14 protein-coding genes are annotated in these 14,836 nt (G+C 66.2%); 9 read left to right on the plus strand and 5 right to left on the minus strand.

Going from position 1 to position 14,836, the window contains the following annotated elements:
• Positions 1–6 precede the first annotated feature (6 nt).
• Both H681_RS14605 and H681_RS14610 read right to left on the minus strand, forming a co-directional pair.
• Complete coding sequence (locus tag H681_RS14605) at positions 7–1,836, minus strand: DUF1302 domain-containing protein (RefSeq protein ID WP_080636228.1); 1,830 nt, start codon at positions 1,834–1,836, stop codon at positions 7–9.
• Between the two features lie 84 nt (positions 1,837–1,920).
• The gene (locus tag H681_RS14610; protein ID WP_015477645.1) at positions 1,921–2,763 is read right to left on the minus strand and encodes an AraC family transcriptional regulator ligand-binding domain-containing protein; all 843 of its coding nucleotides are present in this window, start codon (positions 2,761–2,763) and stop codon (positions 1,921–1,923) included.
• 93 nt (positions 2,764–2,856) lie between these two features.
• On the opposite strand from H681_RS14610, the gene H681_RS14615 reads away from it, so the two are divergent.
• Entirely contained in the window at positions 2,857–3,789 is a 933-nt protein-coding gene (locus H681_RS14615; protein WP_157883330.1) for a LysR family transcriptional regulator, read from the plus strand.
• Between the two features lie 70 nt (positions 3,790–3,859).
• Here the strand turns inward: H681_RS14615 and H681_RS14620 are convergent, their stop codons facing one another.
• A complete protein-coding gene (locus H681_RS14620) occupies positions 3,860–4,786 on the minus strand; it encodes a LysR family transcriptional regulator (protein ID WP_015477647.1) in 927 nt (308 codons plus the stop codon).
• A 272-nt stretch (positions 4,787–5,058) separates the two neighbouring features.
• On the opposite strand from H681_RS14620, the gene H681_RS14625 reads away from it, so the two are divergent.
• The 8 genes from H681_RS14625 to H681_RS14660 all read left to right on the plus strand — a co-directional run bounded on the left by H681_RS14625 (position 5,059) and on the right by H681_RS14660 (position 12,850).
• Entirely contained in the window at positions 5,059–6,093 is a 1,035-nt protein-coding gene (locus H681_RS14625) for a helix-turn-helix domain-containing protein (RefSeq protein WP_041712021.1), read from the plus strand.
• Between the two features lie 183 nt (positions 6,094–6,276).
• On the plus strand, positions 6,277–6,768 hold the full coding sequence (locus H681_RS14630) for a MarR family winged helix-turn-helix transcriptional regulator (protein ID WP_015477649.1): 492 nt from the start codon (positions 6,277–6,279) through the stop codon (positions 6,766–6,768).
• The gene (locus tag H681_RS14635) at positions 6,761–7,519 is read left to right on the plus strand and encodes a class I SAM-dependent methyltransferase (RefSeq protein WP_041712023.1); all 759 of its coding nucleotides are present in this window, start codon (positions 6,761–6,763) and stop codon (positions 7,517–7,519) included. Before H681_RS14630 ends, H681_RS14635 begins: the two co-directional genes overlap by 8 nt.
• A 230-nt stretch (positions 7,520–7,749) precedes the next feature.
• Entirely contained in the window at positions 7,750–8,439 is a 690-nt protein-coding gene (locus H681_RS14640) for a GNAT family N-acetyltransferase (protein ID WP_015477651.1), read from the plus strand.
• A gap of 159 nt (positions 8,440–8,598) precedes the next feature.
• Positions 8,599–9,105, plus strand: coding sequence for a hypothetical protein (locus H681_RS14645; protein ID WP_015477652.1), 507 nt, complete (start codon positions 8,599–8,601; stop codon positions 9,103–9,105).
• 302 nt (positions 9,106–9,407) lie between these two features.
• Entirely contained in the window at positions 9,408–10,361 is a 954-nt protein-coding gene (locus tag H681_RS14650) for a TAXI family TRAP transporter solute-binding subunit (protein WP_015477653.1), read from the plus strand.
• 51 nt (positions 10,362–10,412) lie between these two features.
• Positions 10,413–12,440: a TRAP transporter permease gene (locus H681_RS14655; protein ID WP_015477654.1), complete on the plus strand. Its 2,028-nt coding sequence runs from the start codon at positions 10,413–10,415 to the stop codon at positions 12,438–12,440.
• Complete coding sequence (locus H681_RS14660; RefSeq protein ID WP_015477655.1) at positions 12,437–12,850, plus strand: DUF1850 domain-containing protein; 414 nt, start codon at positions 12,437–12,439, stop codon at positions 12,848–12,850. Before H681_RS14655 ends, H681_RS14660 begins: the two co-directional genes overlap by 4 nt.
• A gap of 49 nt (positions 12,851–12,899) precedes the next feature.
• Here the strand turns inward: H681_RS14660 and dctM are convergent, their stop codons facing one another.
• Entirely contained in the window at positions 12,900–14,183 is a 1,284-nt protein-coding gene (gene dctM, locus H681_RS14665) for a C4-dicarboxylate TRAP transporter large permease protein DctM (protein ID WP_015477656.1), read from the minus strand.
• Positions 14,180–14,827, minus strand: a complete 648-nt coding sequence (locus H681_RS14670) for a TRAP transporter small permease (protein ID WP_015477657.1) — start codon at positions 14,825–14,827, stop codon at positions 14,180–14,182. The genes dctM and H681_RS14670 overlap by 4 nt, the downstream gene beginning before the upstream one ends.
• Between the last annotated feature and the right edge of the window lie 9 nt (positions 14,828–14,836).

Here is a 14,836-nt window from a genome sequence, read left to right on the forward strand (position 1 = left end):
GGTTCCTCAGAAGTCGACCTTGGCGCTGACGCTGTAGAAGTCGCGGTCGTCGAGCGTGCTGTACGTGTTGGAGCCGAAGAAGCTGTTGTATCCGAACTCCAGGCTGTAATCGTTCAGGTAGTTGAAGGCCAGCGACAGGCCGGCGGCCATCTGCCCTTCCTGGAACGGCCCGCCCGGATCGTAGGAGTAGCCCTCCACGTCGTGGCGGAAGTTCAGGCTGGGCAGCATGTTCACCCCCGGCAGCACGTCGCTGTATTCCAGGCCGGCGCGCAGGCGATAGCCCCAGGACCAGGGCGTGGTGAAGCCGTCGTCGGTGCAGTAGCGGTTGGTCACGCCGCTGGCCACGGTGTTGCATTTCGAACCATTGAGCGGCGCGCTGCGGCCGAAGGCGGAGTTGCGCCCCAGGCGCTCGTCGCCGACATCGCCCACGTGCACCACGCCGGCCTCGCCCAGCAAGGTCAGGCGCGTGGCGCCGAGCACATGGTCGATGATCTGGGTGGCCGAGGCAGTCATCTGCCACACCGGCTTGCGCTCCCAGCCGTCCAGGGTCTGGCCGGTGGTGGAGGCGTTGGCCGGCACATCGGTGATCGACGAACTGCCGCCAGGACCGCTGATCATCGCCACGTTCATGTCCGGTCCGTTGAGCGCCACCGGCATGTTCGGCCGGTAGCTCAGCTCCGCCGCCAGCGAGGTGCCCCAGCCGGGCAGCGCACCGTTGATGCTCAGGCCGTAGAGGTTGATGTTCTCCGGGAACGCCGCCGCATAAACCGGCCCCTGTACGCGACCGAGCGGGAAGCTGCCGGGTTTGCTGACATCCCGCGCGGTGAGCGCCAGGTACGGCAGGCGCGCGTGATAGTTCACGTAGTAGAAGGCTGCCTCGGCGTCATTCAGCGAGCTGATCAGCGTGCGCAGGGCGACGCCCCACTGGCCCTGGTCGGAGGGGTCCTGGTCGGCGCCGTGGGCCACGTACAGGCCGCTGGCCTGCATCTGCGCGTCGGTCTGCACCTGGCTCAGGTACAGCGGGCCGCAGCCGGGCTGAATGGCGTCGCTGGAGGCGAAGAAGGTGCCGCAGCCGTCCAGCACGCTGGGGCGCCAGTTGTACTGGTAGAAGCCTTCGAGGTTGACCTTGTCGGTCAGGCCGAGGTTGAACGAGAGCATCTCCACCGGCAGTTGGCCTTCCTTGATGTCCACGCCGGGCTTGTTGAAGGCGCTGTAGTCCAGCGGGTTGATCACGTTGATGCCGTTCTGGATCAGGATCGCCTCGCCCCAGGACAGCACCTGCTTGCCGAGCTTCAGGTTCAGCGGATGTTCGTCGACGTCGAAGTCCTTCCACACGTAGGCGTCGAGCGTATCGAAACCGTGGAAGCGCGCCAGGGTCGGCCAGCCGTCGTCATCGAAGTCCTTGAAGCGGCCGTCGCCAGTCTCGTAGGCGTGGTCGTACCAGTACTTGAAGCGGACGAAGGCACCCTGCCCCTGGCCGTCCAGGCTGAAGTCGGTGAGGCCCTTGAACATCTGCGAGATGGGGTCGCCCTTCTTGAAGTTCAGGCGGTTGTCGTCGGCGCTGATGCTGGTGCCGTCGGCGTTGCCGATGTGCTGGGCCTGCATCGCGTTGGCGTGGGTCATCAGATGGCGGTCGGGGTCCTGCGCCGACCAACTGGCGCCCAGGCTCAAGGTGGTCTTGGTCGACAGGCTCCAGTCGTCGTTCAACTCGAAGGTGGTGGCGTGCGCCGGCAAGGCGCCAGCGACCGCCAGGGCGAGCAGAAGCGGTCGGGCAGTGCAGTGCTGGCGTCGCCCCCTGGACACACGGGGGGCGAGGGCCGGATGGATTCTTGTCATTATGGGCTCCGGATGGGTTGTACCGCGGGCCAACCTTGACGGCAGCGCGCGCGGCGAGCACAAGCCGGGAACGACAAATTTCGATCATGCCTGGCATTGGCCCAGGCGGAACTGCTTGGGCGTGACGCCGAAGCGTTTGCGGAAGGCGCGAATGAAGTTGCCGCTCTGGCGATAGCCGATGCGCTCGGCGATGCGCTCGATGGGCTGGTCGGAGGCGCGCAGCCAGATGCGCGCCAGGCTCAGGCCATCGCCCTCCCCGGCATCCCGCGCGCCACGCCATTGCTGGCGCAGGCTGTGGTAGAGGAACTCGTTGGCGCCCGGCAGCGGCGTGGCCAGCAACGCCGTGGGCAGCAGCAGGAACGGCGATGGCGCGACACGCCAGGGCACGCCCCAGCCAGCCAGCGTCTCGCCGCAGTGCTGGTGTGGCGCGATGCCCGCTTCGATGAAGGTCGCCGCCGGCTGGGCAATGCGCCGGGCGATGTTGCGGATCAGCGTCAGCACGGCGGCGTCGAGGCCGAAGTGGTGCAGGTCGTCACGCATCAGCCGCAGGCCCAGGCGCGTCACCGCCCCCTCGTCGAGCAAGCGCGCCTCCACGCAGTTGGTCACGCTCGGCAGGTGCTCGCAGAAGGCCGCGAGGCTGGCACCCAGGTCCGGTGCCGAATCCAGCAGGATATTGAGCCCTTGCAGGCAGTGGGTCGCCATGCCATTGACCAGCTCGCAACCAAAGCGCGGATTGCCGCTGGCGCGCTCACACTCGCGCCACAGCCGCTCCACCTGCTCGGCGGGAATGCAGGCGCGATGGTCCTCCAGCTGCGCCTCGGCGATGCCGGCCCGCAGGCGCAGCTCGGCGGCGCTCAGCCCGAGGCGAGCGGCATGCAGCAGGATGGTGCTGGCAAAGGCACTGGATGCGAAAAGCAGCGGCGACATGGCGGATTTCCCTCCGGCAAACGGGTTTACTAGACCAGCTCCTTCTGCTATCCATCAAATTCATTTAACTCAACATTTCTATGCATTGGATGCATGATGGAACTCAGACAGCTCCGCCACCTGATCGCCCTCGCCGACCACCAGAACTTCCAGCGCGCCGCCGACGCCATCGGCCTCAGCCAGTCGGCGCTGAGTCGCAGCATCCAGTCGCTGGAACGCGACCTGGACTGCGAGCTGGTGGACCGCCAGAGCCGCGAGTTCCGTCTCACCGGCCAGGGCGAGCTGGTGTTGCAGCACGCCCGCCGGCTACTCGCCGGCACCCACTCGCTGCGCAACGAACTGGAACAGTTCAACGGCCTCAACGCCGGCGAGCTGCGCTTCGGCTGCGGCCCCTACCCCGCACAACTGCTGGTGCCCGAGGCGATGGCCGATTTCATCCGCGCACACCCGGCCATCGACGTCGGCTTCCTGATGGGCGACTGGGAGCAGATGACCCAGTTGCTCAAGGAAGAACAGGTGGAGTTCTTCATCGGCGACGCCCGCAATTTCGCCGGTGACCCGGATTACCGGGTGCGCTGGATGGAGCTCCGCCCCGGTCGCTTCTTCTGCCGCCACGGCCACCCGCTGGCGGCGCGACGGACACTGAAGCTGGCCGACCTGCTCGACTACCCGCGCGTGGGCACGCGCATCCCGCCGCCGCTGCGCAAGGTGCTGGCCGAGGTGATCGGCGAGCGCGACTTCCACATGAACATCGAGTGCGCACAGTTCGCCGCCATCCTGCACATCGTCGCGCGTTCCGACGCGGTGGGCCTGGCGGCGGTGGAGGCGCTGCACGCGCCCGTGCAGCGCGGCGAGGTAGCCTTGCTGAGCATCGCCGATGTTCCCCAGGACCGCCCCGAACTGCGCCTGCATTACGGCATCGTCAGCCGCGCCGACTACGGGCTGTCACCGGCGGCACAGGCGATGATCGAGACGATCCTGGCGGCGGACGAACGCCTGCCGCGCGGCCTGGACAGCACCGGCTGACGATCGCCGGTGCGCAGCGAACGGCAGAACGGCCGCGCCCCCCCGTACCAACGGCAGCCGCGATTGACCGCTACCCCTGTGCCCCCACGTGCTGCGGTGACAAAGCCCGGCCGCCGGCAAATGCCCGTTGCACCTGGCGGATCGCTCGCTCCATCGCCTGCTCGAAGCGGTAGCGGTCCTCCACATACAGGCACAGCTCGATACGTACCGACAGCTCCAGCGGCAGCGGGCTCTGGCGCAACCCGAGGAGCCCGGCGACGCGGCTGGGCAGGGTCAGTCCGTACGGGCGCCGGTCGGCGACCAGGCGCGCCGCCAGGGCGCTCTGCAACGTCAGGGCGATGTTCCGGCGCTGTCCGCGCAGGCCCAGCTCCAGATCGATCGGCGCCAGCCCGTCGCGGCGCTGGGACAGCTGGATCTGCGGCACCCTCAGGTACTCCTCCCACGTACGCGGCGGCTGCGCGAGCGCCTCGCCGTGGGCGAACACGTAATGGTCGCCCAGCAATGGCACCTTGCGCAGGCCGCTCTGGCGGGACAGCGGCTGGTCGATGTCGATCAGCAGGTCGAGTTTGCCACTGGTGAGCTCCTGCAGCGCGTCACGCCGGCGGCTCTGGTAGAAACGCGGCTGCCAGTCGGCGTCCGGGTTTTCCAGCAACGCCTCCAGCAGCGTCGGCTGGAAGGCCTCCGGACAACTGACGCGCAGGACCCGCGCAGCCGGTTGGCCGTGGGCGGCGGGCGTATGGCCGAGGGCTTCACGCAGACTCTCCAGGGCCTCGCGGATCGAGCCGGAAAGCCGGTGTGCCACCAGCGTCGGCGCCACGCCCAGGTGGGTCTTGACGAACAGCGGGTCGTCGCAGAGCTGGCGCAGGCGACGCAGGGCGTTGCTCATCGCCGGCTGGGTCAGGCCCATGACCTCGGCGGCGCGGGTGATGCTGCGCTGGTGATAGATGGCGTCGAAGGCCAGCAGCAGGTTGAGGTCCAGTTGGCGGAGGTCGAGCATGGCGGGTACCGCGGCATACGCTGAAACGGGTCGCCGATGCTAGGGAACGACGCGCGTCGCCGCCCCAGCCGGAAAGGACAATTTCCGATCATCCGTGCCGCCGGCCGACAAGAGGCCTCGTGCCAGGACGTCCCGGACAACGGCGGGCGCCGGCCTGACGCGACCTGGCGAACGGCAACCTCGGAACCGGAAGCGGTCGCCCGGCGCGGCTTGTCGGTGCCGGACGGAATGCGTAAGGTCATCCCGCCTGCCCTGCGGAGCTTCCGTTCGAAATGAGTCCTCTCGCTTCCTCCGTGTCCAACGCCTTCTATGCACCGACGCTGCTGCCGGCGATGGAAGAGTTGCTGTCCCGCGGTGTCGCTGGAGAGGAACTGGAGGCCTGTTTTCGCCGGACCTTGCTGGAGCTGCGCATGCCGCTGGTGCGTGTGCCGCTCTTCCTCTCGCGGCGATTCTGGGACCTGGCCGAAGCGGCCAGCGGCGACGCCGCCATCGGACTGTTCGCCGGCAAGCGCTTCGTCTCCACCCTGACCAACGGGCTGACCTATCTGTTCGATGTCGCGCCGACCCTGGAGTCGGCCTGCACTTATTTCGCCGAGTACTTCCCTTACTTCAACGGCTCGCTGCGTGCCGAGTTGCGCGCGCAGGGCGACAGCATCGCGCTGGTGCTGTCCGAGCGCGGAGCCCTGCTGTCCGGCCGGCAGAGTCGCGAGTACACGGTGGTCGGCGTCTGCAGCCTGCTGAGGCGCAAACTGTTGGCCAGCGGCATCCTCCAGGACCCGCTGCTGGGCATCGATCTCCCCGGCAGCGGGCCTTCGGACCCCGCGCCGTACACGCAGGCGTTGCGCACACCGGTGCACTGGCGCGCGCATGACACCGACGTCGTCATACGGCTGCGGCCGGAGGTCTACCGCCGCCCCTTGTCGCCCCCCAACCCGGAGCTGGAAGCAACCCTGGTCGGGATAGTGGAACAAGCGCGCGGGCAGACGCAGAGAACCCTGCTGGACGAGGCCGCCGACTACATCGCGTGGTCCATGCCGCAGGGCGCCAGCTTCCAGTCCTTCTGCGAAACGCACCATCTGACCGAGCGCACCGCCGCGCGGCGGCTGCTGGGACATGGCTGGCGCTACAGCGAACTGCTCGACGAACAGCGCCGCTACAGGGCGATGGACCTGCTGGAAAACCCTGCGCTGTCATTGGCGGAGATAACCGACCAGCTCGGCTATGGCGACCTGCAGAGTTTCTCCCGGGCGTTCACCCGCTGGTATGGCACCAGCCCTGGCGCCTGGCGCAACGCCCTGCCGCGCTGAGGCAGCCATCCCGGCCTGGCGCGGACGCTCGATCCCCTCTTCACCCACTCGGCTCGACCTGAGGCGAACGGCCGTCGGACCGGGCACTCGCCGATTCCCGCAATGGCGCCACGCCGTACACGGGTCGGCTTGCAAATTACATTAGCGCTAATGTAATTTACTACCAGCGGTTGGAGACGCACGATGAACAGAAAGAACGAACCCGGGCTGGGCGAGCTGCTGCGCTATGTGTCAGAGCTGGTGGAGCTCGGCGCCGAAGAGCGTTACCAGCAGATGGGCCTGAACTATCGAGCGCGCTATACCCCGGTGCTGCGCGCCATCCGGTCGGGCGCGCAAACGGTCACCGAAATCACCGCCCGCACCCACCTGACCCAGGGCGCCATCAGCCAGACCGTCGGCCAGATGGAAGCTGACGGCGTCATTTCCCGACAGCGTGGCGACGATGGCCGCAAGAGCGTCATCCAGCTGACGCCCGCCGGAAAGCGCTTGGTGAGCACACTCAACTCGCACTGGGCCGCGACCTTCGAAGCCATCGAGCAGCTCGAAAACGAGATCGGCCACCCATTGCGCCGCGTACTTGAAGACACAGCGAAAGCCCTCGAAAGGCAGGGCTTCTCGCAGCGCCTGAGCAACGTCATACACGGCCTCGACGCGGGAGTCCCAAGCCATGAATAGTCCGGACATGAAATTGAGGAACTGGTTCGACCAGGGCGGACAGGCCTACGCGCGCTTCCGCCCCGAATACCCGGCGGAACTCGCGGCCTATCTGGCCTCGCTGGCTCCCGACCGGCTGCTCGCGGTCGACGTCGGCTGCGGCAGCGGCCAACTGACCCGCCAACTGGCCGAACACTTCAGCGCGGTGGTCGGGTTCGATCCCAGCCTGGATCAGATCACCCACACGGCGCCACGGGAAAACATCAGCTACGGCTGCGCCCAGGCGGAAGACCTTCCCCTGCTCAGCCGCAGCGCCAGCCTGATCACCGCCGCGCAGGCCGCGCACTGGTTCGACCTGCCCAGGTTCTACGCCGAAGTGCGCCGGGTGGCGAAACCCCATGCGATCCTCGCGCTGATCAGTTATGCCGTACTGCGCCTGGAAGGCGCGCTGGGCGCTCGCTTCGAGCCATTCTACTGGCAGGAGATCGGCCCTTACTGGCCTGCCGAACGCGCGCTGGTGGACAGCGGCTACGCGACCATCGACTTCCCCTTCGACGAACTCAAAGGCCCGGAAATAGCCATCCGCCTGGAGTGGAACCTGGAGGAGTTCCTCGGCTACGTCTCTACCTGGTCGGCAGTGCGCAGCGCCAGGGAAGCCGGACGCGAAGACCTGCTGCGGCGGTTCGCCGCCGAGTTGGCCGAACGCTGGGGAGACCCCGCCACCCGGCACCCCGTCAGTTGGCCCATCAACATGAGGATCGGACGCCTATGAGCCCTCACCAGCCGTTACCGCTCACCGTCGGACTGTCCCGCCGCGAAACCCTGGCCGTGGCTAACCGGCACACATTGCTTTAGCAACAACGACTGGCGAGAGTCGGGGAATGATGATGCGATCGGCTGGGCCCTTCCCCGCGAGCGCGACGGGAACACTCGACGCTCGCCGGGGTTACAATCGCGCCAGCGCCGATTCCCCGGATCGGGCACGCCCGGAGCCAGCTTCAGATGTTCACCCTTGTCAACCTGGATACACCGCCGCCCGAATCCCTGAAGAGTCAGGTCCTACAAATGGTGGTGGACTACTTCAGCGATATCAGCCCGGTGTCGCTGACGCCCAGCAATCCGCTCTACCAGTTGTACCAGTATGTGATTGGCTACGAGGTGCACCTCTATCTGCAGGCCATGAACGGCTCCCGGGACAGTCACGCGCGGTTGATCCTGGCCCTTGATGATGAAGAGCCCTCCCAGGTGCTGGGATTTGCCCTGTACCTGCCGAGCCAGGACGATAGCGAGGCCTGCACGCTGGCCTATGTGGCCGTCAAGGCCAGCCACCGCCGTCGCGGTATTGCCCGGGCTCTGTTGCAGCAAATGGTCGAGAGCCGGCCCCACGCCGAGCTGGCCTGCGCGGCAGGCAAGGTCGCGATCTTCGAGTCGATGGGATTTCAGGTACTGGCGGCGCAGGGACCGCACGTGCTGCTGAACACCCGCGATCACCGCTCGGACGGCATGGTCGCGGTGCAGGACCTGGCCCCGATCTACCAGTCCAAGGAAGTGCGGCAGATCCACGCCTACCTGGTGCAGCAGCACGGCAGGAAGGCCATGCGCGAGGCCGAGAACAAACGCGATCGCCTGCTCGACCAGATGGCCCGCCAGGCTCAGGCAGTGGTGGAAGAGCGTTTCCCTACGATTCACTGACGACCACAGGGGACGGATTTCCTTTTCCTGCGTTGAGCGTCCGCGTCCGGCACAGAAGTCCACGTCGGGCGTCAAGGAGCAGCGGGCCGATTCACCTCTGATTCGATCCCGGCCAAAGGCTAGACTGGCCGCTCGAATGGACTTCTGCCCCGGATAACGATGAGCAAGCACTCCGAACACTCTTCCTACCGCGAAAAGCTGGTAGAACACCTCTTCGTCGGCGAGCTACTGAAAGAGTCCTGGCGCCTGGATCGGTGTGATCTGGAAGTAGCCAAGCCCGAGGTCGACAACGCCGGCTATGACCTCATCCTCGAGGCACACGGCGTAATTCGCCACGTACAGCTCAAAGCGTCGTTCATTGGCTCCAGCACCGCCAGGCAGAAGCTGCATGTTCGCCTCGGCGACAAGCCATCGGGATGCGTGGTGTGGATCTATTTCGACGAACAGACCCTCGCCTTGGGGCCATTCCTGTACTTCGGCGGCGAACCTGGAAAGCCCCTCCCCAGCCTGGAGACTGCAACGGTGGCCAGGCACACCAAGGCCAACCAGGCCGGTCAAAAGGGCGAGCGTCCAAACATCCGTGAAATCCGGCGCGGTGAGTTCTCGTCCTTTTCGACCCTGGACGGGATGTATGCCGCGCTCTTTGGCAAGGCACCGGCAGCATGAATTGCAGGGGCCTCGGCATGATACTCGAGGGCCCTGCAGCGGAAGCCGCCCCTGCCTTTCGTGATACGCCAGCGCTTCCAGGGACTGCGCGGAACCGCTCTGTCGTGCGTGTCATCGAGCCCACGCTGGAGCTGCGCGCCCGCCCTGGCACGGTAGATCCTCAACGAGGCTGCGCTGAACAGAACCTGAGCTTCAACGCCGTCGCGACCTCTTAGGTTCTCGACTAAAAAACGGGCAGGTCCGGCCCAGGCGATCTAGGGTTAACCTTTCAGGCACAAGAACAAGAACCTGGAGACCGAGCCATGATCCGACGTACCCGCCTGGCGCTGGCCGGCGCCGCCTTCCTTGCCGTCTGCGCCACTGCCCAGGCTGCCCCCACCTTCATCAACATTCTCACTGGCGGCACCAGCGGGGTGTACTACCCGGTGGGCGTTGGCCTGTCGCAGATCTACAGTCACGGCATCGAGGGCAGCAAGACTTCGGTACAAGCCACCAAGGCCTCGGTGGAAAACCTCAACCTGCTGCAAGCCGACCGTGGCGAACTGGCCTTCGCCCTCGGCGATTCGGTGTCCGACGCCTGGAAGGGTGAGGCTGATGCCGGCTTCAAGGCGCCGCTGAAGAAGCTGCGCGCCATCGCCGGCACCTACCCCAACTACATCCAGATCGTCGCGAGCAAGGAATCGGGGATCAAGTCCCTGGCGGACCTCAAGGGCAAGCGCATCTCCGTCGGCGCGCCCAAGTCCGGCACCGAGCTGAACGCCCGCGCCATCTTCAAGGCCGCCGGGCTGAGTTATGAGGACATGGGCAAGATCGAGTACCTGCCCTTCGCCGAATCGGTGGAGCTGATCAAGAACCGCCAGCTCGACGCCACCCTGCAGTCCTCGGGCCTGGGCCAGGCATCGATCCGCGACCTGGCCTCGACCATGCCGGTGAGCTTCGTGGCGATCCCCGCCGAGGTGGTGGCGAAGATCGGCAACAACGCCTACCTGCCCGCGACCATCCCGGCCGGGACCTATGACGGCCAGGATGCCGACGTGCCCACCGCCGCCATCGTCAACATCCTGGTGACCCGCGAGGGCGTCAGCGACGAGTTGGCCTACCAGATGACCAAGCAGCTGTTCGACAACCTGCCGCGTCTGATTACCGCCCATGCGGCGGCCAAGGACATCAGCCTGGACAAGGCGACGAAGAACCTGCCCATCCCCCTGCACCCCGGCGCCGAGCGCTTCTACAAGGAAAAAGGTCTGCTTCCCTGAGTCATGGGCCGGCCCCGCGCCCCGGGGCCGGCCACCGCAGGAGACCCTCGCATGACAGATACCGCGCACGGCCTGCACGCCGACACAGAGCGCTGGCCCGCCAGCCTGTTCGCCGTCGCCCTGGCCTTCTCGATCTTCCAGGTCGCCACCGCGGCCTTCCCGCTGATTTCCACCCAGGTCCAGCGTTCCATACACGTGGGCTTCCTGCTGCTGGTGGTGTACCTGTGCTACCCCGCCCGCGGCTACGAGCGTCCCTGGCAGCCACTGGCCTGGCTGCTGGGCCTGGCGGGCATGGCCACGGCGGCCTACCAGTGGATCTTCGAGGCCGACCTGATCCAGCGCTCCGGCGAACTCACCCACGGCGACATGCTCATCGGCCTGGTGCTGATCGTGCTGGTGTTCGAGGCCGCGCGGCGCGTCATGGGAATCGCCCTGCCGATCATCTGCGCCCTGTTCCTCGCCTATGGGCTGTTCGGCCAGTACCTGCCGGGCGACCTGGCGCATCGGGGCTACGGCGTCGACCAGTTGGTCAACCAGCTGTCGTTCGGCACCGAGGGGCTGTACGGCACGCCTACCTACGTCTCGGCCACCTACATCTACCTGTTCATCCTGTTCGGCGCCTTCCTCGAACAGGCCGGGATGATCCGCCTGTTCACCGACTTCGCCATGGGCCTGTTCGGCCACCGCAGCGGCGGTCCGGCCAAGGTTTCGGTGTTCTCCTCGGCGCTGATGGGCACCATCACCGGCTCCGGGGTGGCCAATGTGGTCACCACCGGGCAGTTCACCATCCCGCTGATGAAGCGCTTCGGCTATTCGCCGGCCTTCGCCGGGGGTGTCGAGGCCACCTCCAGCATGGGCAGCCAGATCATGCCGCCGGTGATGGGCGCTGTGGCCTTCATCATGGCCGAGACCATCAACGTGCCCTACGCCGAGGTGGCCAAGGCGGCGCTGATCCCGGCGCTGCTCTACTTCGGTTCGGTGTACTGGATGGTCCACCTGGAGGCGCGGCGCAGCCAGTTGCACGGCCTGCCGCGCGAGCAATGCCCCAGCGCCTGGGGCGCGCTGCGCCAGCGCTGGTTCCTGCTGATCCCGCTACTGGTGCTGATCGCCCTGCTGTTCTCCGGGCGCACCCCGTTGTACTCGGGCATGGTCGGCCTGGCCCTGACGGCAATCGTGATTCTCGGCTCGGCAATCATCCTGCGCGCCAGCAACACCTGGCTGCGCGTCGCCTTCTGGGTGGCGCTGGGGGTGCTCTGCTCAGGCTTTTTCCGCCTGGGCATCGGCGTGATCCTGCTGGTCATCGCCGCCCTGGCGCTGGCCTGCTTCTTCATCCGGGGCGGCCGCGCCACCCTGCGCGCCTGCGTCATGGCCCTGGCCGAGGGCGCGCGCCACGCGGTGCCGGTGGGCATCGCCTGCACCCTGGTCGGGGTGATCATCGGCGTCATCTCGCTGACCGGCATCGCCACCACCTTCGCCGGCTACATCCTCGACCTGGGTCGCGACAACCTGTTCCTCTCGCTGGTGCTGACCATGCTCACCTGCCTGGTGCTGGGCATGGGCATCCCGACCATCCCCAACTACATCATCACCAGCTCCATCGCAGCGCCAGCCCTGCTGGAGCTGGGCGTGCCGCTGATCGTCTCGCACATGTTCGTGTTCTATTTCGGCATCCTCGCCGACCTCACCCCGCCGGTGGCCCTGGCCTGCTTCGCCGCCGCGCCCATCGCCCAGGAGAAAGGCCTGAAGATCAGCTTCTGGGCGGTACGCATCGCCCTGGCCGGTTTCGTCGTGCCCTTCATGGCGGTGTATGACCCGGCGCTGATGATGCAGGGCGACAACTGGCTTGCCACCCTCTACATGCTGGTCAAGGCGATCTTCGCGGTGGCGCTCTGGGGCATGGCCTCCACCGGTCACTTCAGCGGGCCCATGCCCTGGTGGGAACGCGCTCTGGCGTTCGCCGCCGGGCTGCTGTTGATCCTCGCCGTGCCGATCAGCGACGAGGCGGGCTTCGTTCTCGGCGCGGCACTGGTCGGCTGGCACCTGTGGCGCCATCGCGCGGCATCCGGGCAGCCGGCATGACCGGGTTGTGCCTGGGGCTGGCCGGAGTCGTCTGGGCCAGCCTGCCGCTGCAGCACTTCACCCTCGCCTGGCAGCACAGCATCGAGAAGATCCGCTGGGAGGAGGATTACCAGGTGACGCCCGCCGGGCTGGTACTGGGCGAGGCGCGGGTACGCGGCACCGGCGCCGGCATGGAGATACCCGATGACGCCGTATTGCACGACGGTGCCTGGCACTACCGGCGCCAGTTGCCGCCACTGCAACCGCTGCACGCCGGGCGCACGCCCGAGGCCGGCGACTACCAGTTGTGCACCGAACACGGCTGCCAGGCGCTGGCACACTGGCTGGGGCCTCCGACGACGGCGACCCCGGCCGTGGATTTCTGGGCGTGCGATCCGGGCGCCGGTGAACGCACCACTCCTCGGTCATAGCAAAAGACTGCCACCCGCCGGGAGTGGACACGAAGCCCGGCACGGGAAATCAATTCATGCCCAGCCAATTGGGCAGGACGAGGGATATCCAGGGCACGTAGGTAACCAGGATGAGGAAGGCCAGCAGGATCATCAGCCAGGGCATGGCCGCACGGATAGTCGACGTCAGCGGCATGCCGGTCACCGCGGAGGTGACGAACAGGTTAAGCCCCACTGGCGGGGTCACCAGCCCGATCTCCAGGTTGACCACCATGATGATGCCGAGATGGATGGGATCGATGCCCAGTTTCGTGGCGATGGGGAAGAGGATCGGCGCCAGGATCAGGATGATCGCCGAGGGCTCCATGAAGGCCCCGGCGATCAGCAGCACAATATTCACCACCAGCAGGAAGGTCACAGGGGTCAGGCCGGCGTCGATCACCCAGGCGGTGATCTGTTGTGGCAGCTGTTCGGTGGTCAGCACATGGGCGAAGAGCATGGCGTTGGCGATGATGAACATCAGCATGATCGACAGCTTGCCGGACTCCAGCAGCACCTTGGGCACTTCGCTGAACTTCATGTCCCGGTAGACGAACAGGGCGATGAAGGCCGAGTACACCGCCGCCACCGCGGCGGCCTCGGTGGGGGTGAACATGCCTGAGTAGATGCCCCCGAGAATGATCAGCATCAGCAGCAAACCCCAGATGGCCTTGCGCCCGGCGGTAAGCCATTCGCCGAAGGTGGCCCGGGGCAGAGAGGGCAGGTTCTTTTTCACCGCGATCACGTAGATCGCCACCATCAACACCATGCCCAGCATGATCCCTGGCACTACACCCGCCATGAACAGTTTGCCCACCGAGGTTTCAGTTGCGGCCGCGTAGACGACCATCACGATGGACGGCGGGATCAGGATGCCCAGGGTGCCGGCGTTGCAGACGATCCCTGCGCCGAATGCCTGCGGGTAACCGGAGCGCACCATGCCGGCGATGGCAATGGAGCCGACGGCGGCAACCGTGGCCGGGCTGGAGCCGGACAGCGCGGCGAAGAGCATGCAGGCCAGCACGGCGGCGATCGCCAGTCCACCACGGATGTGGCCGACGCAGGCGTTGGCAAAGTCGATCAGGCGCCGCGCCACGCCGCCGGTTGTCATGAAAGCACCCGCCAGCAGGAAGAACGGGATCGCCAGCAAGGTGTAGTGCTCGGAGGTCTCGAACAGCTTGATCGCCAGGGAACGCACCGAGTCCGGGCTGAACAGGATGATGGTCATCGAACCGGCCAGACCAAGGGAGATGGCGATAGGTACACCGATGAACATCAGCAGGAACAGCAGGAAGAAAAGGAACAGGACTGTCATTTCCCCTCCTCCTTGTGCGGACCGTCATCCTGCTCGGTGAGTTTCAGCACCTCGGCAGCTTCATCCGCGAGGCCCAGGCCGGTCTGCCGGCCCTTGAGGATGCGCCAGAGGATCTCGACGAAGCGGATGAACATCAGGCTGAAGCCCAGCGGCAGGATCAGGCCGATATGCCACTGCTGCACACCGAAGTGACCGAGGTCTTCGGCACCGATGGCGGCAGTGAAGAGGGTCTGCATCCATTCGAAGCTCGCCACCGCTATGAGGCCGGCGTAGCCCAGGCTACAAAGACAGGCGACCACCCCGATGATCCGCTGGATGTGACGCGGAGCCAGCTTGACCAGCGCGTCGACGCCGATGTGTCCGGCGGTACGCACGCCATAGGCCAGGCCGAAGAAGATCAGCCAGGCAAACAGCGCCTTGGTCAGGGCGTTGCTCCAGGTCATGGCCTGAGCCATCGCAAGGATCGCATCGCCAATGGCAAACAGCGTGTCGCTAGCGGCCTCCCAGCGATCGGCCAGGTTGTAGAACAGGGTGTAGAGGTTGTTGAGGACAACGTAGACGAAGGTCACCAGCGTCATGGCCGCCAGGAGGAAGGCGATGAAGCCTTCCTCGAAGTGGTCCCAGACGCGCCACAAGGCGTTCATGGATGGCAT

The sequence above is a fragment of the Pseudomonas sp. ATCC 13867 genome, from assembly GCF_000349845.1.
Lineage (GTDB): Bacteria > Pseudomonadota > Gammaproteobacteria > Pseudomonadales > Pseudomonadaceae > Pseudomonas.

Coding starts and splice junctions, on each gene's coding strand:
- H681_RS14640 (WP_015477651.1), top strand. CDS start 7,750: ATGTTCACCCTTGTCAACCTGGATACACCGCCGCCCGAATCCCTGAAG.
- H681_RS14610 (WP_015477645.1), bottom strand. CDS start 2,763: ATGTCGCCGCTGCTTTTCGCATCCAGTGCCTTTGCCAGCACCATCCTG.
- H681_RS14630 (WP_015477649.1), top strand. CDS start 6,277: ATGAACAGAAAGAACGAACCCGGGCTGGGCGAGCTGCTGCGCTATGTG.
- dctM (WP_015477656.1), bottom strand. CDS start 14,183: ATGACAGTCCTGTTCCTTTTCTTCCTGCTGTTCCTGCTGATGTTCATC.
- H681_RS14660 (WP_015477655.1), top strand. CDS start 12,437: ATGACCGGGTTGTGCCTGGGGCTGGCCGGAGTCGTCTGGGCCAGCCTG.
- H681_RS14625 (WP_041712021.1), top strand. CDS start 5,059: ATGAGTCCTCTCGCTTCCTCCGTGTCCAACGCCTTCTATGCACCGACG.
- H681_RS14635 (WP_041712023.1), top strand. CDS start 6,761: ATGAATAGTCCGGACATGAAATTGAGGAACTGGTTCGACCAGGGCGGA.
- H681_RS14615 (WP_157883330.1), top strand. CDS start 2,857: ATGATGGAACTCAGACAGCTCCGCCACCTGATCGCCCTCGCCGACCAC.
- H681_RS14655 (WP_015477654.1), top strand. CDS start 10,413: ATGACAGATACCGCGCACGGCCTGCACGCCGACACAGAGCGCTGGCCC.
- H681_RS14670 (WP_015477657.1), bottom strand. CDS start 14,827: ATGAACGCCTTGTGGCGCGTCTGGGACCACTTCGAGGAAGGCTTCATC.
- H681_RS14605 (WP_080636228.1), bottom strand. CDS start 1,836: ATGACAAGAATCCATCCGGCCCTCGCCCCCCGTGTGTCCAGGGGGCGA.
- H681_RS14645 (WP_015477652.1), top strand. CDS start 8,599: ATGAGCAAGCACTCCGAACACTCTTCCTACCGCGAAAAGCTGGTAGAA.
- H681_RS14650 (WP_015477653.1), top strand. CDS start 9,408: ATGATCCGACGTACCCGCCTGGCGCTGGCCGGCGCCGCCTTCCTTGCC.
- H681_RS14620 (WP_015477647.1), bottom strand. CDS start 4,786: ATGCTCGACCTCCGCCAACTGGACCTCAACCTGCTGCTGGCCTTCGAC.